Raw genomic sequence first — 22474 nt, 5'->3', positions numbered from 1 at the left:
TTTCAGGCTGTAAACTTGGGTTAAGCTGCCTGCGCACCGTTCGCGGTCCGGCAGGATCGGAACGATGGCCCACAAGATGTGTTGGAAGAGGATACCCCGAACAGAACGCGAGCCCCCATCGAGGAGCAGCCCTTGACCGATCCGACACTTCGCCTCCTGTCCTTCGACCCCCGGACCAGCGGTCCCGACCCGGCGAAGGACCTCGTTTCAAGGGCGGCGGACATCGGCTTCGACGGACTGCTGGTTCGCGGCGCGTTCTCCCCGTTCGACATGAGCCTCGGCGACCTCGAAGCCATCGGCAAGGCATGTCGCAAGAAGAAGCTGCGACTGGTCGTGGAGATCGATGCCTCGCGCTTCCCGCTGGACCATCCGGCAGTGGACGAACATCCTTCGGCCTTCGCGATCCGGCGTGAAAGCGGCACGGACGGGCCGGTCGATCCGCGCACCGCCATGCCCGCAACCGGCGAGGCGCTGGCCCGCCTTCACCACGCCGACGCCGCCGCCACGCTGGAGGACATCGTCGGCAGCAGGCTCGAGGCGCTGGCGAAGTCATGCCACATCGGCGGCTTTCGCCTCTCCCGCGCCGAGCGCATCGATCCCATGCTGGCCGCACGGATCGCGGCGCGCCTGCGCAATCTCGATCCGGGCTTCGTGCTCATCGCCGGTCCGTTCGGAGATCGCCGCAGTGCCGCGCGCCCGCTGGCACAGGCGGGGATCGACTACCTCGTATCGTCCTATGCCTGGTGGGACGGACATGCCTCATGGCTGGTCGACGAGATGGAGGAGCTGCGTCACGCCGCGCCCGTCCTGTGCGAGGTGTCCGACCGCAGCGGCGAGGCGGAGACGGCGCTCGTCCTTGTCGGCGCGGCGCTGGGTTCGGGCCTGATCGTGCCTGCAGAGATGGGCGGCGGCGCGGATGCTTTCGCCGGTCGCCTGCGCGAGGCCGCGCAGATCGGCGAGAAATCGCGCGGTTTCGACGGCGAGATTCGCAGGCTTTCGGGAGCGGGCGGCGCTATCGGCACCTGGCTCGTCGGCGGCGGGCCGGACCTGCGCACCTGCGACGATGCGCTCGTCGTGTTCGCCAACCTTTCGGGCGAGCCGCAGCCCGCTCCGCGCATGGCGCACCTCTCGCAGGTTGGCGCGACCTTCGCCGCGCTGGAGCCGCTGTCCGGTGAAGGCGGCGGCGATCCCGAATTCGACCCCTACGAAGTGCGCCTCTTCACCGCGAGACGTCACGATGCGATAATGCCGCCCGCGCGCCGCAAGCCGGTCGCCGCCAAGGCTTTCGCCGAGAACTCGCCGCGCTTCGTGATCGAGAGCGTCTCGCCTTTCGTTTCCGGCGGGGACTTCCCGGCAAAGCGGGTCGTCGGAGACCGCATCGATGTCGAGGCGGTGGCCTTCGGCGACGGTCACGAGCAGCTTGCCGCCGAGCTGCGCTGGCGCCCCGTCGATGCGAAGGGCTGGTCGTCGATGCGCATGGCGCAGCACCCGAACGATCGCTGGACCGGCGCGTTCACCCTCGACCGCCTCGGTCGCTGGGAATTCGAGGTCGAGGCCTGGCTCGACCGGTTCGGCGGGTTCCGACGCGACTTCCGCAAGAAGCTCGACGCGGGCGTCGCCCAGCCCGTGGACCATGCCGAAGGCGCTTTGCTGGTCGACGAGGCGGCAGTACGGTCGAAGGGCAAGCTCAAGACCGCGCTGCAAAAGCACCATGCCGCGATTTCGCGGGCCGAAGGCGAGGAAAGCGCCGCCCTGCTCCTGTCCGCCGACCTGCATGAGCTGATGATGGCGGCGGACCATCGCCCGCATTCGGTCACCTCGAAGCCGCAGCTTGTCGACGCCGAAAGGATCGAGGCGCGCTTCTCGAGCTGGTACGAGATCTTCCCCCGCTCGATGACCGACGACAAGGCGCGGCACGGCACCTTCGACGACGTCGTCGCCCACCTGCCTCGCATCCGCGACATGGGGTTCGACACGCTTTACTTCCCGCCGATCCATCCTATCGGCAAGACCAATCGCAAGGGGCCGAACAACACGCTGACCCCCGGACCCGACGATCCGGGAAGCCCCTATGCCATCGGCAGCCCGGACGGCGGGCACGACGCGATTCACCCCGAGCTCGGCAGCTTCGAGGATTTCGGGCGGCTGGTCGCGGCGGCGCACGATCACGGGCTGGAAATCGCGCTCGATTTCGCGATCCAGGCCTCGCCCGACCATCCTTGGCTGAAGGAACACCCCGGCTGGTTCGCATGGCGACCGGACGGATCGATGAAATACGCCGAGAACCCGCCGAAGAAGTACCAGGACATCGTCAACGTCGATTTCTACGGGCCGGACGCGGTTCCGGGCCTGTGGGAAGCGTTGCGCGACGTCGTGCTTCTATGGGCCGAACACGGGGTGAAGACCTTCCGGGTCGACAATCCGCACACCAAGCCGCTGCCGTTCTGGGAATGGATGATCGGCGAAGTGCGCGCGCGGCACCCCGACGCGATCTTCCTGTCCGAAGCCTTCACCCGCCCGACGATGATGTACCGCCTTGCCAAGGTCGGCTTCTCGCAGAGCTACACCTATTTCACCTGGCGCGATCGCAAGCATGAACTGGTCGAGTACATCACCGAGCTGACCACCCAGGCGCCGAAGGAATTCTACCGCCCGCACTTCTTCGTCAACACGCCCGACATCAACCCGCACTTCCTGCAGACGGGCGGCCGCCCGGCGCATCGCATCCGGGCGGTGCTGGCGGCGACGCTGTCGGGCCTGTGGGGCGTCTACTCGGGCTTCGAACTCTGCGACGCCGCGCCGCTCGGCCCCGGCAAGGAAGAGTATCTCGATTCCGAGAAGTACGAGATTCGCGTGCGCGACTGGCATTCGCCGGGCAACATCATCGCCGACGTGACCATGCTCAACCGCCTGCGAAAGGCGCATCCGGCGCTCCAGACGCATCTCAACACCCGGTTCTACACCGCGCACAACGAAAACGTGATCTGGTACGGCAAGCCCGCGCCCGACGGGTCGGACCTCATCATGGTGATGGTCAACATGGACCCGCACAATGCGCACGAATGCGACTACGAGGTGCCGCTGTGGCAGTTCGGCCTTGGCGACGATGCATCCATCGCGGTCGAGGACCTGGCGAACGGCAACCGCTTCGAGCTGACCGGCAAGTGGCAGCACACCCGCCTTTCCCCCGACGAGCCCTATCGCATCTGGCGCTTCATCGCCCCCGAGGGCCGCAAGTGGGAGGCGCCGGCATGAACGAACAGGCAACCATCGCCACCGGCTCCGCGACGATCACCGGCTCCGAGGACCCGCAGTGGTACAAGGACGCGGTGATCTATCAGGTCCACGTGAAGTCCTTCTACGATTCGAACAACGACGGGATCGGCGATTTCGCCGGCCTGATGCAGAAGCTCGACTATATCGCCGACCTTGGTGTCAACGCGATCTGGCTCCTGCCGTTCTATCCGAGCCCGCGCCGGGACGACGGCTACGACATCGCCGAATATCGCGAGGTCAGCCCCGATTACGGCACGATGGAGGACGCGCGCGCCTTCATCGAGGCGGCCCACGATCGCGGCATCCGCGTCATCACCGAACTCGTCATCAACCACACCAGCGACCAGCACCCGTGGTTCCAGGCGGCGCGCAAGGCGCCCCCCGGATCGCCCGAGCGCGACTTCTACGTGTGGTCGGACGACGACAAGCTCTATTCGGGCACCCGCATCATCTTCCTCGATACCGAGAAGTCGAACTGGACCTGGGACGAGGAGGCGGGCGCCTACTTCTGGCACCGGTTCTACTCGCACCAGCCCGACCTCAACTTCGAGAACCCAAGGGTGCTGGAGGAAGTGCTGTCGGTCATGCACTTCTGGCTCGATGCTGGCGTGGACGGGCTGCGGCTCGACGCGATCCCCTACCTGATCGAGCGCGACGGCACATCGAACGAGAACCTCCAGGAAACGCACGAGGTGCTCAAGAAAATCCGCGCCGACCTCGACGCGCATTACGAAGGCAAGATGCTGCTGGCCGAGGCCAACATGTGGCCCGAGGACACGCAGCAGTATTTCGGCCAGCGCGCCGACCGGACCGACGAATGCCACATGGCGTTCCACTTCCCGCTGATGCCGCGCATGTACATGGCGGTGGCGCAGGAAGACCGCTTTCCGATCACCGACATCCTTCGCCAGACGCCCGCCATCCCCGAGGATGCGCAATGGGCGATCTTCCTTCGCAACCACGACGAACTGACGCTCGAGATGGTCACCGACGCCGAGCGCGACTACTTGTGGAACACTTACGCCGCCGACCGCAGGGCGCGTATCAACCTCGGCATCCGCCGCCGCCTCGCCCCGCTGATGGAGCGCGACCGCAGGCGGATCGAGCTGATGAACGCGCTCCTCCTCACCATGCCGGGGACACCGGTGCTCTACTACGGCGACGAGCTGGGGATGGGCGACAACATCTTCCTTGGCGACCGCGACGGCGTGCGCACGCCGATGCAGTGGTCGCCCGACCGCAACGGCGGTTTCAGCCGCGCCGATCCCGCCTCGCTCACCCTGCCGCCGATCCAGGACCCGCTCTACGGCTACGAGGCGATCAACGTCGAGGCGCAGGAGCGCGACCGGCACTCGCTGCTCAACTGGGTGAAGCGTATGTTGGCGGTTCGCGGCGCGTACCAGGCCTTCGGGCGCGGCACGCTGCATTTCCTGCGCCCCGCCAATCGCCGCATCCTCGCCTACGTCCGCCGCCACGAGGGGAGCACGATCCTGTGCGTCGCCAACCTGTCGCGGACCGCGCAGGCGGTCGAGCTCGACCTGCACGAATTCGAGGGACTGATCCCGATGGAGCTATCGGGCGGCGCGGCCTTCCCCGCCGTCGGCCAGCTTCCCTACCTGCTGACGCTGCCGCCCTACGGCTTCCTGTGGTTCGAGCTGACCGACGAGGCCGATGCGCCCGACTGGGCGAGCGCCGCGCCCGGCGCCGAAGTCGAGCGGCATACCTTCGTTCTGCGCCCCGATCTTCTCGACGTCACGAAGGACGGCAACCGCGAGGTACTCGAACGCGACGTGCTGCCCGCCTACATCCCGCATCGCCGCTGGTTCGGCGCGAAGGACGAGGCGATCGGGAAGGTCTCGCTCGTTCGCGCCACCCCGATGCCGGCGGTCAAGGACCTGCTGCTTGGCGAAGTCGAGGTTGCGACGAAAAGCGGTTCGGCCTGCTACACGCTGCCGCTCGGCATCGCGTGGGAGGGCGACCAGCACGGTCCCTACGCCTCGAACCTCGCCATCGCGAGGGTACGCCGCGAGCGCTACGTCGGCCTGCTGACCGACGGGTTCGCGCTCGCAGACTTCGCGCGCTCGGTGCTTTCGGGCATGGCCGGGGAGGCGAGCGTCGAAAGCGAGGGCGGCGCTCTGGAATTCCGCAAGACCGCGCACTTCGACCTCGAAGCCGATGCCGAACCCGAGTGGATCGCGGCCGAACAGTCGAACAGCACGATGATCCTTGGTCGCAAGGCGGTGCTGAAGCTGCTGCGCAAGGTCGCGCCGGGCGTCCATCCCGATGCCGAGATGGCGGGCTACCTTGCCAACAACGGCTTCGCCAACGTGCCGCCCGTGCTCGGCACCGTCGTGCGCACCGATGGCGCGGACGAGACGACGCTGATGATCGCGCAGGCCTTTGTCTACAACCAGGGCGACGGCTGGCAGTGGACGCTCGGCGCGCTCGAGCGGCTCTCGACCGAGACCGACTTCACCTTCTCGAACTACGAGAACTTCGCCGAGAACCTCGGGCGCAAGCTCGCCGCAATGCACGGCATCCTGGCGCGACCCACCGACAACGCGGATTTCGCGCCCGAGGCGGTTTCCGCCGAGGAGGCGAAGGCGCTGGGCGAGCGGATCGTCGGCGAGTTCGACCGGGCACTCTCCCGCCTTGCGAGCACGAAACTGGAAGAAGGGATCGCCGCCGACGCCGCGTTCCTTTCGGACAACCGTTCCGCGATCGAAGCACGCATTCGCAAGGCCGCCGGGGCAGCGCAGGGCAAGGCCCGCACGCGCATCCACGGCGACCTCCACCTCGGCCAGGTGCTCGTCACCGGCAACGACGTGATGATCATCGATTTCGAGGGCGAGCCGACGCGCCCGCTTGCCGAACGCCGGGCCAAGGACCTGCCCGCGCGCGACATCGCGGGCATGGTGCGCAGCTTCGACTATGCCGCCGCCGTCGCCGAGGAACAGCGCCCCGCGGGTGCCGAAACGTGGGAAACCCGTGCCGACGAGCGCGCGACCCTGTTCCGCAGGAGCGCGATCACCGCCTTCCTCAAGGGCTATTTCGGCGACGACGAACCCGACCCCATCCTCGGCCTCTTCATCATCGAGAAGGCCGCCTACGAAGTGTCCTACGAAGCGGCGAACCGGCCCGACTGGATCGGTGTGCCGGTTGCCGGCCTTGCCCGCGCCGCACGGGACCTCATCGACGGAGATTCCGCATGACCGCCCACGACAACACGCTCGGCCTCGCCGCTTCGGCGGTGCTCGAAGGCCGCCTCGACGATCCGTTCGCGCTCCTCGGCCCGCACCGAGAGGGCGACGCCGTCCTCGTGCGCACGTTCCAGCCGGGGGCCGAAGCAGTGGAGGCCATCGCCCGCAAGGGCGGCAAGCCTCTCGGCATGCTCGAGGAAGTGGCGCACGGGCTGTTCTCCGGAAGGCTCGGCAGGGACGAGCCCTATCGCCTGAAGATCACGTGGCCGGGCGGAACGGTTCAGGAGACCGAGGATCCCTACGCCTTCGGCGTCGTCCTGTCGGACTTCGACCTGCACCTGTTTTCCGAAGGCCGGCATTTCGAACTCGGCAACGCATTCGGCGCGCAGCCGACCAGCATCGACGGAGTCGAGGGAACCGCATTCTCGGTCTGGGCGCCCAATGCCCGGCGAGTTTCGGTTGTCGGCGATTTCAACCAGTGGGACGGCCGCCGCCACCCGATGCGGCTGCGCCATTCGGCCGGCGTCTGGGAGCTGTTCCTGCCGCGCATCGGTCCCGGCGCACGCTACAAGTTCGAAGTCGCGGGCGCGGACGGCGGCATCGTGCAGAAGGCCGATCCGCTCGCCCGCCAGACCGAGGCACCGCCCGCGACCGGCTCGGTCGTCGCCGCGAAGGCGCGTTACGCATGGACCGACAGCGACTGGATGGAGGAGCGGGCCCGCCGTCACGGCACGGGCGCTCCCATCTCGATCTACGAGGTCCACGCAGGCTCGTGGATGAAGCCCGAGGGCGAAGGAGACCGCGCGCTCGACTGGCGCGGCCTGTCGGACAGGCTCCTGCCATATGTCGCCGACATGGGGTTCACCCACGTCGAGTTGCTGCCGATCATGGAGCATCCCTTCGGCGGGTCGTGGGGCTACCAGCCGCTGTCGCAGTTCGCGCCGTCCGCCCGCTTCGGCAAACCGGAGGACTTCGCCGCCTTCGTCGACGCCGCGCACCGTGCCGGGATCGGCGTGATCCTCGACTGGGTGCCGGCGCACTTTCCCACGGACGCGCACGGCCTCGCCCACTTCGACGGGACGCACCTCTACGAGCATTCGGACCCGCGCGAGGGTTTCCACCAGGACTGGAACACCCTCATCTACAACCTCGGGCGCAACGAGGTTTCGGGCTTCCTCCTCGCCTCGGCGATGTGGTGGCTGGAAACCTTCCACATCGACGGCCTGCGCGTCGATGCCGTCGCCTCGATGCTCTACCGCGACTACAGCCGCGAGGCCGGACAGTGGGTGCCAAACGTCCACGGCGGGCGCGAGAACCTCGAATCGGTCGCATTCCTCAAGCACCTCAACGCCGTGGTCGGCGAGCGCTGCCCCGGTGCGATGACCATCGCAGAGGAATCGACCGCGTGGCCGGGCGTCACCGCTCCGGTCCCGGACGGGGGTCTCGGCTTCGACTACAAGTGGAACATGGGCTGGATGCACGATACTCTGCAGTACATCGAGCGCGATCCGGTCCACCGCCGCTGGCACCACGGCGAGCTGACCTTTCCGATGGTCTACGCCTATTCGGAGAAGTACGTCCTGCCGATCAGCCACGACGAGGTCGTGCACGGCAAGGGATCGCTGTGGAACAAGATGCCCGGCGACCGATGGCGCAAGTTCGCGAACCTGCGCGCGTATCTTGCCTTCATGTGGACGCATCCCGGCAAGAAGCTGCTCTTCATGGGCTGCGAACTGGGCATGGAGCCCGAATGGAACCACGACGAGGCGTTGCCCTGGCATCTGCTAGACCAGCCCGAGCACGCCGCCGTCCAGAAGCTGCTGCGCGATCTCAACCGCCTCTACAGGGCCGAACCCTCGCTGCACGAACGCGATACCGAGCCGGGCGGCTTCCAGTGGCTCGTCGGGGACGATGCCGACAACAGCGTATTCGCCTTCGCCAGGTACGGCGGCGGCGCGCCGGTCGTCGCGGCGTTCAACATGACGCCCGAACCGCGCGAGGGTTATTGCATCGGCCTTCCCGGCCACGGACGCTGGACCGAGGTACTGAATTCCGACGCCGAAGGCTACGGCGGATCGAACACCGGCAACGGCGGCTCTGTCCACGCCGACGGACACGGCCTGCACGGACAGGACCAGTCCGCCGCCGTCACGCTGCCGCCGCTCGGCGCGGTGATCCTGCGGCACGAAGGAGCCTGATCGCTTGAACGGCTTTCCCGACCGGCTCGAGCCCGGTTCCCCCTACCCCCTCGGCGCGACGTTCGACGGGCTCGGCGTCAATTTCGCGGTATTTTCGGCCAATGCCGACCGTATCGACCTGTGCCTGTTCGATCCCAAGGGCCGCAAGCAGGTTGCCTGCTACGAACTGCCAGAGTGGACCGACGAGGTCTGGCACGGCTATTTGCCGGGCGCGACGCCGGGGCTGCTCTACGGCTTTCGCGCGCACGGGAGGTGGGAGCCGGAGGAAGGCCATCGCTTCAACCCCAACAAGCTGCTGCTCGATCCCTATGCCAAGGGCCTGCACGGCGGGGTCAGGTGGACCGACGCGCTCCATTCCTACCGCGTGCGGTCGAAGCGCAAGGACCTGACCTTCGACCGCCGCGACAGCGCCGCCGCGATGCCCAAGGCCGTCGTCACCGCCAGCGGCTTCGACTGGACCGGCGACGTGCGCCCGCAGGTGCCGTGGAGCGACACGGTGATCTACGAGGCGCACGCCAAGGGCCTGACCAGGCTGATGGACGAGGTGCCCGAGATGGAGCGCGGCACTTTCGCGGCGCTGTCCCATCCCCGCGTGATCGACCACCTGAAACGGATCGGCGTGACCACGCTGGAACTGCTGCCGATCCACGAGTTCGTGCAGGACCGGCGGCTGCAGGAAGCGGGTCTCGTCAATTACTGGGGGTACAACACGCTCGCCTTCTTCGCGCCCGAGCGGCGCTACATGGCGACCGAGCATTGCGACGAACTGCGCATCGCCATCCGCCGCCTCCATGCCGCAGGGATCGAGGTGATCCTCGATGTCGTCTACAACCACACCGCCGAGGGCAGCGAGCTTGGCCCCACCTTCAATTTCCGGGGGCTGGACAACGCGACCTACTACCGGCTGGTCGAGGACGATCCGCGCTATTGCGTGAACGACACGGGGACGGGAAACACCCTCGACCTCAGCCATCCGCGCGTCCTGCAGATGGTGGCGGATTCGCTGCGCTACTGGGCGGAAAGCTATCACGTCGACGGGTTCCGCTTCGACCTCGGCGTGACGCTGGGACGCGACGGCAACAACGGCTTCACGCCGCGCGCGGGCTTCTTCGATGTCCTGCGGCAGGACCCGGTGCTCAACCAGCTCAAGCTCATTTCCGAGCCGTGGGACATCGGCCCAGGCGGCTACCAGCTGGGCAATCACCCGCCCGGCTTTGCCGAGTGGAACGACAAGTTCCGCGACGCCACCCGCCGGTTCTGGCGCGGGGATTCGGGGATGCGGCCCGAGTTCGCCAACCGCATCGCCGGTTCCGCCGACCTGTTCGATCACCGCGCGCGCCGCACCTGGGCGGGCATCAACTTCGTCACCGCGCACGATGGCCAGCCGCTGCGCGACGTCGTCTCCTACGAAGGCAAGCACAACGAGGCGAACGGCGAGGACAATCGCGACGGTCATTCCGAGAACTATTCGCGCAACTGGGGCGCGGAAGGGCCGACCGACGACCAAGGCATCGAAGCATGCCGCGACCGTGTCGTGCGGTCGATGCTGACCACGCTTTTCGCCTCGCTCGGCACGCCGATGCTGCTGGGCGGCGACGAGTTCGGTCGTACCCAGCGCGGCAACAACAACGCCTATTGCCAGGACAACCAGATCAGCTGGTTCGACTGGTCGCTCGAACGCAGCGAGCGCGGGCAGGCCCTCATCGATTTCGTGCGCCGCCTCGCCGAAACGCGGCGCAAGTTCCCGCTGATGCGCGCCAACAGCTTCCTCCACGGCCAGGAGGAAGTCGCTCCCGGCGTGCTCGACATCGACTGGTTCGACGAGCGCGGCGTCAACCTGAGCGAAGCCGACTGGCACAATGCCGAGGGCCGCGCGCTGATGATGCGCCGGGTGCGCCGGATGGACGACGGCACGCTGCAATCGGTGCTGCTGGTGATGAATGCATCGCACACATCGCTGACATTCCGGATGCCGCCGCCCGACCTCGAACGCCATCTCATCGTCGACAGCTCCGATCCGCGGGCGCCGGAACGCCCCATTGGCGACAGCATCGAGGTACCCGATCGCGCGGCCATGATCATCGTCGGGTACGGGCGGCTCGGATGAGCGCGCGCTGGGGGACGGACATCCTGCCCGGCGCGCGCGCCCGCTTCCGCCTCTGGGCGCCCGACCACGAGGGCATGACGCTCGAGATCGACGGCGCGGCGGACGTTCCGATGGCACGAACGGAGGGCGGCTGGTTCGAGGCCAGTGCCGAAGCGCGCCCCGGCACCCGCTACCGCTTTCGCCTGCCCGACGGTCTGTCTGTGCCCGATCCGGCTTCCCGCGCGCAGTTGGGCGGCGTGCACGGCTGGAGCATTGTGACCGACCCCGCCGCGTATAGCTGGCGCACCGGCGACTGGACGGGCCGCCCGTGGGAAGAGACGGTGATCCAGGAAGTGCACCTCGGCACGATGGGCGGCTGCGCGGGGCTGGCGAACAAGCTTCCCGAACTTGCCGAGATCGGGATCACCGCCATCGAGCTCATGCCCGTCGCGGCATTTTCGGGCACTCGCAACTGGGGCTACGACGGCGTGCTGCCTTATGCCCTGGCCGAACCCTACGGCACGCCCGACGACCTCAAGGCCCTGATCGACCATGCGCACGCGCTTGGCCTCTCGATGTTCCTCGACGTCGTCTACAACCACTTCGGGCCGGACGGGAATTACCTCGGCACCTATGCGTCGGACTTCTTCGATCGCGATGCCGATACGCCCTGGGGCGGCGCGGTCGCGGTTTCGCAGGAGCCGGTGCGGCGCTTCTTCATCGACAATGCGCTGATGTGGCTGGGCGAATACCGGTTCGACGGGCTGCGCTTCGATGCCGTTCACGCGATTGCCGACGACGGCTTCCTGTCCGCGATGGCCGCCGAAATCCGCGAGGCGCTGCCCGGCCGGCACGTCCACCTCGTGCTCGAGAACGAGAAGAACGACGCAGACCTGCTAGCCCCCGATGCGTACGACGCGCAATGGAACGACGACTTTCACAACGTGCTTCACGTCCTGCTGACCGGCGAGCGCGAGGGATACTACGAAGGCTTCGCCGACGACGCGACCGAGCGACTGGCGCGCTGCCTGTCGGACGGCTTCATCTACCAGGGAGAAACTCCGCCCGGCGCGGACCATGCGCGCGGCAAGCCGAGCAGCCACCTGCCCGCGACCCGCTTCGTCTCGTTTCTCCAGAACCACGACCAGATCGGCAACCGCGCTTTCGGCGAGCGCCTGACGCTGCTGACCGGGAACGAGCGCCTGCGCGCCGCGACCGCGCTGCTGCTGCTTGCTCCGCAGATCCCGCTGATCTTCATGGGGGACGAGACCGGCAGTCGCTCGCCCTTCCTGTTCTTCACCGACTTCCACGACGAACTCGCCGAGGCCGTGCGCAACGGACGGCGGCGCGAATTCGCAAGGTTCGCCGCGTTCTCGGACCCGGCGGCGCGCGAAAAGATTCCCGATCCCAACGCGACGCGGACCTTTGCGGACTCGGTCGCCGCTCCCGGTCCCGATGCAGGCGACTGGCTGGAGCCTTACCGAGACCTGCTGCGCCTTCGGTTCGAGCACGTCGTCCCGCGCCTCGCAGGCGCGTGCGGCGAAGGTGCCGAAGTGCTCGGCGACAAGGCGGTGGCGGCGCGGTGGCGGATGGACGACGGCGCGGTCCTGTCGATTGCGCTCAACCTCGGCGATGAACCGGTGCAATTCCCCGAACCGGTCGGCGAGACTGTCTTCGCGCTGGGCGAACCGGGCGAACCGGCCGCTTTCCGCGCGGAGATCGCGGCTTGAGCGCGCTGCACGACCTTGCCCGCAGCGCCGGCCTGCAGATCGACTGGGAGGATGCGGCGAGCAGGCCGCAAACCGTTTCCGACGAGGCGCTGCGCCGCGTGCTCGGCGCGCTCGGCCTGCCCGCCGAGACCGACGCACAGATCGCGCAGAGCCTCGATGCCGCGCGCGTCGAGGCCGGGGAATGCAGCTTTCTCTCTGCCGATGCCGGCTGCGCCTGCGTGCTACCCGTCGACCGGGCTGCCGGCGACACGGCCCTGCTCGTTCTCGCAAGCGGAGAGGAGCGCGAAATCGCGCTCGAACCTTGCGACGGCGGGATGCTCGCGCCCGGCGTCGACGAGGCCGGCTATCACCGGCTCCATCTCGGCGACCGCACGTTCACGCTGGCCGTGGCACCGCCGCGCTGCTTCGGAGTGGGCGACGCGACGCCTCGCGAGCGCCCGTGGGGTGCTGCAGTACAGGTCCCGTCGCTGCGGACCTCCGACGAGCGGCCTTTCGGCGATTTCGGAACGCTGGCGGCTTCTGCCGGGGCCTTCGCGAAGGCGGGCGCGGACGCGCTGGCGATCAGTCCGACCCATGCGCTTTTCCCGGCCGACGCCAGCCGTTACAGCCCGTATGCGCCGTCGAGCCGCCTGTTCCTCAACGTCCTGTTCGGCGATCTCTCGCTTGTCGGCCAGCTTCCGCAGGAGGGCGGATCTGGCGACCTCGTCGATTGGCACGCCGCCATCCCCGCCCGCCTCGCTGCCCTGCGCAAGGCATGGGACGCTTGCCCCGCCGATATTCGCGAGCGCGTCCGGGACTGGCGAGAGGGCGCTGGAGACGACCTCGAGCGGCACGCGACCTTCGATGCTCTTCATGCGCACTTTTTCGACAGCGGCGCGCGGGGGTGGCGGGACTGGCCTGCACGCTTTCACGATCCGGCAGGCCCGGCGGTCGCCGGTTTTGCGCGCGAGCATCGCGCCGAGGTGGACTTCTTCGCCTTCGCGCAATGGCTGGCGCGCGAAAGCCTTGCAGCAGCGCAAGGCAGCGCGCGCAGGGCCGGGATGGCGATCGGACTCGTCTCCGACCTTGCCGTCGGGATGGACGCGGGCGGCAGCCACGCCTGGAGCCGCCCCGACGATCTGCTGAGCGGGCTCTCGATCGGCGCACCGCCCGACCTGCTCGGTCCTGACGGGCAGGACTGGGGTATCACCGGGTTCGCGCCCGCCGCGCTCCTGCGCACCGGTTTCGAAGGCTTCATCGCCACGCTGCGGGCGGGACTGGAAAGCGCGGGTGGCATCCGCATAGACCACGCGCTCGGACTGCGCCGCCTGTGGGTCGTCCCCCACGGCCAGCCCTCTTCCGAGGGCGCCTACCTCACCTTCCCGCTGGCGGACATGCTGCGCGTTCTCGCCATCGAATCGCATCGCGGGCGCGCTGTCGTCATCGGCGAGGATCTGGGCACCGTGCCCGAAGGACTGCGCCCGCAGCTCGAGGCGCGACAGGTCTACGGCATGCGCGTCCTGTGGTTTGAGCGCGGCCCGGACGGGGGGTACACTGCGCCCTCCCGCTGGCAGGCGCAGGCGGTGGCGATGAGCGGCACGCACGACCTGCCGACCGTCGCGGGCTGGTGGTCGGGCCGCGACATCGACTGGACCTGGCAGCTGGGTCGTGGCTCAAAGGCCGACAGCGAGGGTGCCGAGCGCGAGGGGCGCGGGGCGGAGCGTGCGCGCCTCTGGAACGCGCTGGAGGCATCGGGTTCGGCGAACGGCGACCCGCCCGCTCCCGACGACACCGCGCCGGTCGTCGATGCCGTGGTCTCGCACGTCGCGAAAACGCCATGCCAGCTTGCCATCTTCCCTGCCGAGGACCTCTTCGGCCTTGTCGAGCAGCCCAACCTTCCCGGTACGATCGACGAGCATCCCAACTGGCAGCGACGCATGCCCGCCCCGACACAAGACCTGCTCGCCGACGAACGGATTGCCGCAAGGATCGCAAAGGTGAACAAGGCCCGCCCATGACCCCGCGCGCAACCTACCGTTTCCAGTTCAATCGCGATTTCCCCTTCGAGCGTGCCGAGGCGCTCGTCCCCTACCTCGACGGGCTGGGCGTGAGCCACGTCTACGCCTCGCCGATCACCACGGCGGCCAGCGGATCGATGCACGGCTACGACGTCGTCGACCCGACGCGCGTCAATCCCGAATTGGGCGGGGAGGACGGACTGCGATCGCTGGTCGGCGCGCTGCGGCGGCACGGGATGGGCCTCGTCATCGATATCGTGCCCAATCACATGGGCGTGGCGGGCGGCGAGAATGCCTGGTGGAACGATGTCCTGCGCCTCGGACAGGGCAGTCGCCACGCGCGGTTCTTCGATATCGACTGGCGCGAGAAAGTGCTGCTGCCGATCCTCGGCGCGCCGCTGGATGAGGTGATCGCACAAGGGCAGGTCTTCGTGGACCGCGCGGGCGCGGACCCGGCGCTGGTCGTCTACGGCGAACATCGCCTGCCGCTCGCGCCGGGAAGCCGCCTGCCCTCCCCGGAACACCGCAAGGGCCTCCACGAACTGCTCGCCCAGCAGCACTACCGGCTGGGCTGGTGGCGCACCGCGAACGACGAGCTGAACTGGCGACGCTTCTTCACGATCAACGAACTGGCGGGCCTGCGCGTCGAGGACCCGCAAGTCTTCGAGGAAACCCACGCGCTCTACTTCCGGCTGTGGCGCGAGGGGCTGATCGACGGCGTGCGCATCGACCACGTCGACGGCCTGACCGACCCCGCGGCCTATTGCCGCAAGCTGCGCGAACGCCTTGCCGAAAGCGAGCGCCCCGCCGATGCACCCGAAGGGCCGGCCTACATCGTCGTCGAGAAGATCCTCGGCCCCGGCGAGGCGCTTCCGACCGACTGGGGCGTCGACGGCACCAGCGGGTACGATTTCATGGAAGAGGTCTCGCTCCTGCTGCACGATCCGGGCGGCGAGGATTTACTGGCCGACCTGTGGACGCGCTTTTCAGGCCGGCCCGCCGATTTCGCGGCGGAAGAGCTTGCCGCGCGGCGCGACATGCTCGCCTGGGCGTTCGAGGCGCAGCTGACCGCCTGCGTCGCGGCGTTCCGTGCGCTGACAGCCACCGATGCCGCGACGCGCGGCTTCACCCACGGAATGCTTCGCCGGGCGATATCGCGGCTGCTCGATGCCTTCCCGGTCTACCGAACCTATGGGACGGGTGACGACGCGCCGGCCAGCGATTCGGACGTGCGTGAGGCGGCAAGGCGCAAGGCCGCGCCTTTCACGCCGCCCGGCGAGGAGGTCGTGTCCGACGCCATCCTGAACTGGCTGGCCGGAAAGGGCCCGGGCGATGCCGCACTCGCCGCCGATGCGGTGTGCCGGTTCCAGCAGCTTTCCGCACCGATCGCGGCAAAAGCAGTGGAGGACACCGCGTTCTACCGCCACGGCAAGCTGCTGTCGCGCACCGACGTGGGCTTCGACGCGGCGCACCTGGCCTGCCCGCCTGAACGGTTCCACCGCGTTTGCGAACGGCGCGCGCGCGACTTCCCCGGATCGATGCTCGCCACCGCGACTCACGATCACAAGCGCGGCGAGGACGTGCGCGCGCGGCTGGCGGTGCTTTCCTCGATCCCTGAAGTGTGGCGCGAGCGTGTGCTGCGCTGGGACGAGATGGCGAGCGAGCCGGACGTCGATCCGGCCGACCGCTACATGCTCTACCAGATGCTGTTCGGGGCATGGCCCGACGGACTTGCCGCCGGCGACCGCGACGGGCTTGCCGCCTATGGCCAGCGCCTTGCCGCCTGGCAGGAAAAGGCGCTGCGCGAAGCCAAGCTGCGCTCTTCCTGGGAGCAGCCCGACGAGCCGTACGAAACGCGCTGCCGCAGCTTCGCGACGCGGTTGTGCGATCTGGCGCAGTCGGCGGACCTGCTGGCCGACATTGCGGCCTTCCTGGGAGAAACCGCCGCCGCGACCGAAGCGAACATGCTCGTCCAGACCGGCCTGCACTTCACCGTGCCGGGGATGCCCGACATCTACCAGGGGTGCGAGCTTCCCGACTTCTCGATGGTCGATCCGGACAACCGCCGCCCGGTCGACTACGCGGTCCGCGATGCGATGCTGGCGCAGGAACGCGCGGAACATCCCAAGCTGGCGCTGATCCGCTACCTGCTGACGCTGCGGCGGGCGGGGCCGGAACTCTTCGCCGGCGGAAGCTACGAACCGGCGACGGTTGGCGGCGCGCGCGCGGGCAACGTCCTGGGCTTTACGCGCAGCCTCGACGATGCCGAGCTGCAATGCGCCTTTGCCATTCGCTGCGGTGCCGCGCTCCTCGGTGGCACCGCCCCGGCACCCACTGCAGACTGGTGGCGGGACACGACCGTTTCCTTCGGCGGGCGGGCAGAGCCCGTCGCAGGGCTTTTGGATGCGGGGCCGGTCTCGGTGCGCATCTCCCGGCGATAGTCTGGCACGCCCTCCTCCCACGCTGCGGACACTTTTGAACGTTCGACCGGGCCGATCAGCCAGTAAACTGCGCTTAAGCCCTGTAATACTTAACATTTGAACTGGCGCGGATGCCCCCCGTCATGGCATTGTAAGCTTTGCCAATGGGAGGTGGGCATCCAGAAGGAACGGGAACTCGATTTTCCGATCGTTGCGGTCGGGGCCAGCGCCGGCGGGGTCGAAGCGCTGAAGAACTTCGTGAGCGAACTGAACGCCGACGACAGGGCCGCGTTCGTAATCCTTCTGCACCTTGCCCCCGATCACGAGAGCCAGCTTACCGACATCCTGTCGAGATCGTGCGCGCTTCCGGTTTCGGAAGCATCGCAGGACATGCCGATCAATTCGGGGAACGTCTACGTCCTCACGCCCGGACGCTACCTGACGATCGTCGACCACGGCCTTTTCGTCGAGCCGGCGCACGGGCCGCGCGGGCAGCGCATGCCGATCGACCATTTCATGCGCTCGCTTGCCGACAGCGCCGGACCGCGCGCAGTGGGCGTGGTACTGTCGGGTACCGGCAACGACGGTTCCATCGGCCTGCGCGCGATCAAGGGTGCGGGCGGCGTCTCGCTAGTACAGAGCCCGGAAAACGCGCTCTACGACGGGATGCCGCGCTCGGCGATAGAGGCAGGTGTCGTCGACGAGGTCGGCTCGATCGACACGCTCGTCGATACTATCCGCGAATTGTCGCACCGCATCGGCGAAGGCGTATCCGGCGACGGGTTCGCCCGCCGAGAGATCGGCGGCCTGCTCTCGCTGATCAAGGCGCGCACCGGGCAGGATTTCGCCGCCTACAAGTTCGGCACGCTCAGACGGCGCATCCGGCGCCGCATGAACCTGCTGCGTTTCGACGACCTTGGCGCATACACCACGCACGTACGTTCGAACGAGGACGAGCTGCGCCGCCTGTTCGAAGACCTGCTGATCAACGTGACCTGCTTCTTCCGCGACCCGGCGGTCTGGGAGCAAGTCGCCGAGAAAGTCATCCAGCCGCTCCTCGTCCGGTCGGCAAGCGAGGACCGCACCCTGCGCGTCTGGGTTCCGGCCTGCTCCAGCGGTGAGGAAGCCTATACACTCGCCATCCTGCTCGAAGAGGCGGCACGACAGATTCCCGGTCCCACGCCTTGGCAGATCTTCGCCACGGACCTCGACACCGATGCCGTCGCACGGGGGCGCGAGGCGCAGTACCCGGAAAGCATCGCGGACGACGTCGGCAGCGAGCGGCTCAAGAAGTACTTCATACGCGAGGCGACGGGATGGCGGGTCAACAAGGAGCTGCGGGAAAGGGTCGTCTTCGCCCACCAGGACGTGCTGACCGACCCGCCCTTTTCCAAGCTCGACATGGTCAGTTGCCGCAACCTGCTGATCTATCTCGACAGCAAGCACCAGAACCGGCTTCTGGAAACCTTCCATTTCGCGCTGAACGAGGGCGGGATGCTGCTTCTCGGCACATCGGAGACGACGGGAGCGCAGAATTCGCGGTTCACGCCGGTCGATACCAAGTCGCACCTTTATCGGCGCTGCCCCGGCCAGTCGATGGCGCAAATGAGCGCGCGCCACGTATCGACGCAGTTCGCTGCGCCGTCGAAATCCGGCCCGCGGGAGAGAAGGGGCGCGCTCGACCTGGGGGGCCGAGTTCGCAATTCGCTTCTCGAACGATATGCGCCCCCGTCGGTCGCGGTACGCGCGAGCGGCGATATCGCGTTCCTTTCGGGAAACGTCCGGCGCTTTCTCGCCATGCCGCCGGGCGAGCCGTCGAACAACGTGTTCGACATGGTGCCTGCATCGCTGCGCAGCCGCGTGCGCGAGGCGGTGCGGGCGGTCTCGCAGGGCGAGAGCCCTTCTCACCGCAGCGCCCGGGTTCGCCTTTCGGATGACGACGCGATGGTCTGCATCGAATGCGTCTCGATCGAGGACGAGCAGGAGCCACTCTACCTCGTCACCTTCATCGAGCAGGAAGAGCCCGATCCCGCAAGCGCCGCCAGCGACGACGAGGACCGCAACTCGGCGCACGTCGAACAGCTCGAACGCGAACTGGAGATCATGCGCGAGGACCTGCAGACCACGGTCGAGGAACTCGAGACCTCGAACGAGGAACTGAAGGCGAGCCATGAGGAAGCCATGGCGGCCAACGAGGAACTGCAGTCCGCGAACGAGGAACTGGAAACGAGCCGCGAGGAGCTACAGTCGCTCAACGAGGAACTGATCACCGTCAACAACCAGCTCGAGGAGAAGGTCACCGAGGTCGAGAAAACGACAGACGACCTGCGCAACCTGCTGACCTCCACGCGGCTGCCGGTCCTGTTCCTCGATCCCGAACTCAGGATCAGCGGCTTCACGCCTGCCATGCGCGGCATCGTCGAACTGCGCGACAGCGATGTCGGACGTCCGATCGCCGACCTTGCGTTCAGCGTCGAGGATGCAGACCTGCTCGACGACGCGAAGGCCACGCTCAACCACCTGTCTCCGCGCGAGCGCGAAGTCAGGGCCGGCGAGACCGTCTATGTCCGCCGGGTCCAGCCCTATCGCACGTCGGACGAGCGGATCAGCGGCGTCGTCGTCACTTACGTGGACATCTCGCAGCAGGCCAACATGTCGGCGCTTCTCGCCTCGCGCGAGAGGCAGCAGCGGCTGACCGCCGAAATCAGCCAGAAGGCGCTTGGCGCGCGCGACCTTCCCGGTTTCCTGAACGAGCTTTGCGCCACGCTGCGGGTCTCGCTCGACTGCGATTACGCCAAGGTCCTGAAGTTCGAAAGCGACGACGAAGCCTTCAGCCTTGTCGCGGGTGCCGGCTGGAAGGCGCAGTCGCTGGCGAAATGGACCGTGCCGACCGGCGTCAAGAGCCAGGGAGGCTATACGCTGAAATCGGAATCGCCGGTGCTGGTGAGCGACTTCCGCGAGGAAAAGCGGTTCGAGGCCCCTTCGCTGCTGATCGAGCACAAGGTGCTTTCGGGCATCAGCTGCCTTGTCGAGGTGGGCGGCAAGCCGTGGGGCGTGATCGGCGTGCATGATCGCGATGCGAACCATTTCGCCGCCGAGGACGTCGCCATCGTGCAGGCCGCCGCCAGTACGGCCGCAGCCACGATCCGGCAGATCGAACGCGAGGCGAGCCTTGCCCGCGACCGCCTGATGCTCTCGCTGGCGATGAAGACGGCGGGCATGGGCATATGGCAATACGATCCGGCGACAAAGGAAGTCTACTGGGACGAGCGCCTGCGCGAACTCATGGGCGTCGGGCCGAAGCGGCGTCCGAAAGTGGACGATTTCATGGGCATGGTCGTCAGCGAGGACTTCGACCGGGTCGACCGGGCGCTTGCCGCCACGGCCGAGCGGGGCGAACCTTTCGAACAGGAATTCCGCCTGCGCCGTGCGGACGGAAGCATCATCTGGCTGATCGGTCAGGCCGAACGCGTCGAAGGCGAAGACCGGGTCCGCGTGATCGGGATCAACGCCGACATCACCGCGCGCAAGGAAGCCGAGGAGCATTCCCGCTTCATGATGCGCGAACTCGACCATCGCGTGAAGAACGTGCTGGCCATCATCGTGTCGATCGCCGCGATCACCAGCCGCGATGCGCCGGACCTGGCCACCTTCACCTCGAACTTCGAACAGCGGCTCAGGTCGATGGCGCGCACGCACAGCCTGCTGGCAGAGCACCGCTGGCGGGGCGCGAAACTCTCGGTGCTGATCGAGGACGAACTGGCGCACGCGCCGAACCCCGAAAGAGTGGAGACCCGGGGGCCGGAGATCGCCATCGCTCCCAGCGCGGCCCAGTCGCTCGCCATGGCGCTCCACGAACTGACCACCAATGCCATCAAGTACGGCTCGCTGTCGGTTCCCGAAGGCAAGCTGCTGGTCGAATGGTCGGTTCGCGAAACCGGCGACGGCGAACACCTCGACCTCGTCTGGCAGGAGTCGGACGGTCCCGCAGTCAGGAGACCGAAGCACCGGGGCTTCGGGTCCACGGTGATCGAGCGGATCATGAAGAGCCAGCTCCGGGCCGAGACCACGATCGATTTCCGTCCCGAAGGCCTTGTCGTGACGTGCTCCTTCCCGCTGGAGAAAATGTCGATCCTGGCCGAAGCGCAGCCACGGTCCGCTTCGCTGCCCGGCTCCACCGACCTGACGACGATCCGGGGACGCAAGGTGCTGGTGCTGGACGACGAATGGCTGGTGGCGGAGCAGACCGCCCAGGCACTGTCGAGCATGGGAGCCGAGATCGTCGGCCCGTTCCATTCGCTGAAGGATGCGCTGGAAGGCATCGACAACCAAGACATCGCGCTGGCCGTGCTCGACTACAACATCGATGGCGATCCGGTCACTCCGCTGGCGATGAAACTCGCCGAGCGGGACGTGCCTGTCATCATCGTGTCGGGCTACGGATCGAACCTCATCATAGAGCAGGGCATCGCGTCGTTCGACTTCCTCGCCAAGCCGGTTTCGCCCGCAACGCTCCTGGCGCACTCGGCGCGGGCGATCGCCCTCGGCGAAGAAGTCGCGGGCAAGGAATGAAGCGGCGCGACCTCATCGGCATCGCGGGAAGCGCGGGCGCGTTGCCTGCACTGATTTCGTTTCTGGACGCGTTCCAGCCATCCGCTCCGTGCAGCTTGTTCGTCGTCCTGCACCGATCGGTCGAGACGAGCCACCTTGCCGAAATCGTCGACAAGGCAACCTCGTTCGAGGTGTGCGAACCCGGGGATGGTGAACCGATCCGGTCGTCTTGCATCTACCTTGCCCCGCCTGACTGCCACATGATGGTCGGCCACGGGCATCTCCATCTGAAACGTGGCCCGCGCGAAAACAACTTCCGCCCGGCGATCGACCCGCTGTTCCGGTCGCTTGCGGTGTTTGGCATGGGTCGCGTCTGCGGGGTGGTCCTTTCGGGCTATCTCGACGACGGCGCCTCGGGTGCTCGCGCGATCGAGGCGAGCGGCGGCATCGTGCTGGTTCAGGACCCTGCCGACGCCCTCTCCCCGGCCATGCCGCGAGCGGCGATCAGCGCGGTCGGGGAACCGCGCGCAATCGCTTCGGCATCCGAACTCGGTAAGCTCGTCGGCCGCATCAGCGGCGAACCCGCCGGCAAGGACATAGCCGCGGACGAAAAGATCAAGCTGGAAATGATGATCGCCGGATTGGAGAAGGCCAGCATGGCGAACGAAAACAAGCTGGGCGAGCTGTCCCCGTTCAATTGTCCCGACTGCAATGGAGTCCTCTGGGAAATCAGCGACGGACCCATGACCCGGTTCCGCTGCCACACGGGGCATGCCTACACTGCCGCGTCGCTCGACAAACGCCAGGAGGAAATGCTCGAGCGCAGCCTGTACGACAGCCTCCGGTCGCTGCGCGAGAAAACCGAAATGCTCCGCCGGCTCGCCGAACGCGGCGGCAGCACGACCGATCGCCTGCTCGACCGGGCCGAAGGCTATTCGCAGGACGCCGAGACGATCGAGCAGATGCTACTGACGCGAAACTCCGACGCCGCCTGAGCGCGCCCGCGGGTCACTCGG

At 67.4% G+C, this 22474-nt stretch carries 9 protein-coding genes; all 9 read left to right on the top strand.

Going from position 1 to position 22474, the window contains the following annotated elements:
- Nucleotides 1-132 precede the first annotated feature (132 nt).
- The 9 genes from FHS75_RS17725 to FHS75_RS07980 all read left to right on the top strand — a co-directional run bounded on the left by FHS75_RS17725 (nucleotide 133) and on the right by FHS75_RS07980 (nucleotide 22453).
- On the top strand, nucleotides 133-3255 hold the full coding sequence (locus FHS75_RS17725; RefSeq protein ID WP_218845161.1) for an alpha-1,4-glucan--maltose-1-phosphate maltosyltransferase: 3123 nt from the start codon (nucleotides 133-135) through the stop codon (nucleotides 3253-3255).
- Nucleotides 3252-6488: a maltose alpha-D-glucosyltransferase gene (gene treS, locus FHS75_RS08015; RefSeq protein ID WP_179407154.1), complete on the top strand. Its 3237-nt coding sequence runs from the start codon at nucleotides 3252-3254 to the stop codon at nucleotides 6486-6488. The genes FHS75_RS17725 and treS overlap by 4 nt, the downstream gene beginning before the upstream one ends.
- Nucleotides 6485-8674, top strand: coding sequence for a 1,4-alpha-glucan branching protein GlgB (gene glgB / locus FHS75_RS08010; protein ID WP_179407153.1), 2190 nt, complete (start codon nucleotides 6485-6487; stop codon nucleotides 8672-8674). Before treS ends, glgB begins: the two co-directional genes overlap by 4 nt.
- Nucleotides 8675-8678: 4 nt before the next feature.
- A complete protein-coding gene (gene glgX / locus FHS75_RS08005) occupies nucleotides 8679-10781 on the top strand; it encodes a glycogen debranching protein GlgX (RefSeq protein ID WP_179407152.1) in 2103 nt (700 codons plus the stop codon).
- Nucleotides 10778-12490, top strand: a complete 1713-nt coding sequence (treZ, locus tag FHS75_RS08000; RefSeq protein ID WP_179407151.1) for a malto-oligosyltrehalose trehalohydrolase — start codon at nucleotides 10778-10780, stop codon at nucleotides 12488-12490. Before glgX ends, treZ begins: the two co-directional genes overlap by 4 nt.
- On the top strand, nucleotides 12487-14487 hold the full coding sequence (malQ, locus tag FHS75_RS07995) for a 4-alpha-glucanotransferase (RefSeq protein ID WP_179407150.1): 2001 nt from the start codon (nucleotides 12487-12489) through the stop codon (nucleotides 14485-14487). The genes treZ and malQ overlap by 4 nt, the downstream gene beginning before the upstream one ends.
- A complete protein-coding gene (treY, locus tag FHS75_RS07990) occupies nucleotides 14484-16928 on the top strand; it encodes a malto-oligosyltrehalose synthase (protein ID WP_179407149.1) in 2445 nt (814 codons plus the stop codon). The genes malQ and treY overlap by 4 nt, the downstream gene beginning before the upstream one ends.
- Nucleotides 16929-17078: 150 nt before the next feature.
- Nucleotides 17079-21479, top strand: a complete 4401-nt coding sequence (locus tag FHS75_RS07985) for a chemotaxis protein CheB (RefSeq protein WP_229735512.1) — start codon at nucleotides 17079-17081, stop codon at nucleotides 21477-21479.
- Nucleotides 21476-22453, top strand: a complete 978-nt coding sequence (locus FHS75_RS07980; protein WP_179407148.1) for a chemotaxis protein CheB — start codon at nucleotides 21476-21478, stop codon at nucleotides 22451-22453. The genes FHS75_RS07985 and FHS75_RS07980 overlap by 4 nt, the downstream gene beginning before the upstream one ends.
- The last annotated feature ends 21 nt before the right edge of the window (nucleotides 22454-22474 follow it).

This window comes from Novosphingobium marinum, assembly GCF_013408095.1.
Lineage (GTDB): Bacteria > Pseudomonadota > Alphaproteobacteria > Sphingomonadales > Sphingomonadaceae > Novosphingobium > Novosphingobium marinum.
The sequence above is the reverse complement of the archived record's forward strand: the minus strand, read 5'-3'. Positions and strand labels throughout refer to the sequence as shown.

Excerpts from the sequence above, each read along its gene's own strand:
- treS (WP_179407154.1), top strand. The coding sequence starts at position 3,252 with ATGAACGAACAGGCAACCATCGCCACCGGCTCCGCGACGATCACCGGC.
- glgB (WP_179407153.1), top strand. The coding sequence starts at position 6,485 with ATGACCGCCCACGACAACACGCTCGGCCTCGCCGCTTCGGCGGTGCTC.
- treZ (WP_179407151.1), top strand. The coding sequence starts at position 10,778 with ATGAGCGCGCGCTGGGGGACGGACATCCTGCCCGGCGCGCGCGCCCGC.
- treY (WP_179407149.1), top strand. The coding sequence starts at position 14,484 with ATGACCCCGCGCGCAACCTACCGTTTCCAGTTCAATCGCGATTTCCCC.
- FHS75_RS07980 (WP_179407148.1), top strand. The coding sequence starts at position 21,476 with ATGAAGCGGCGCGACCTCATCGGCATCGCGGGAAGCGCGGGCGCGTTG.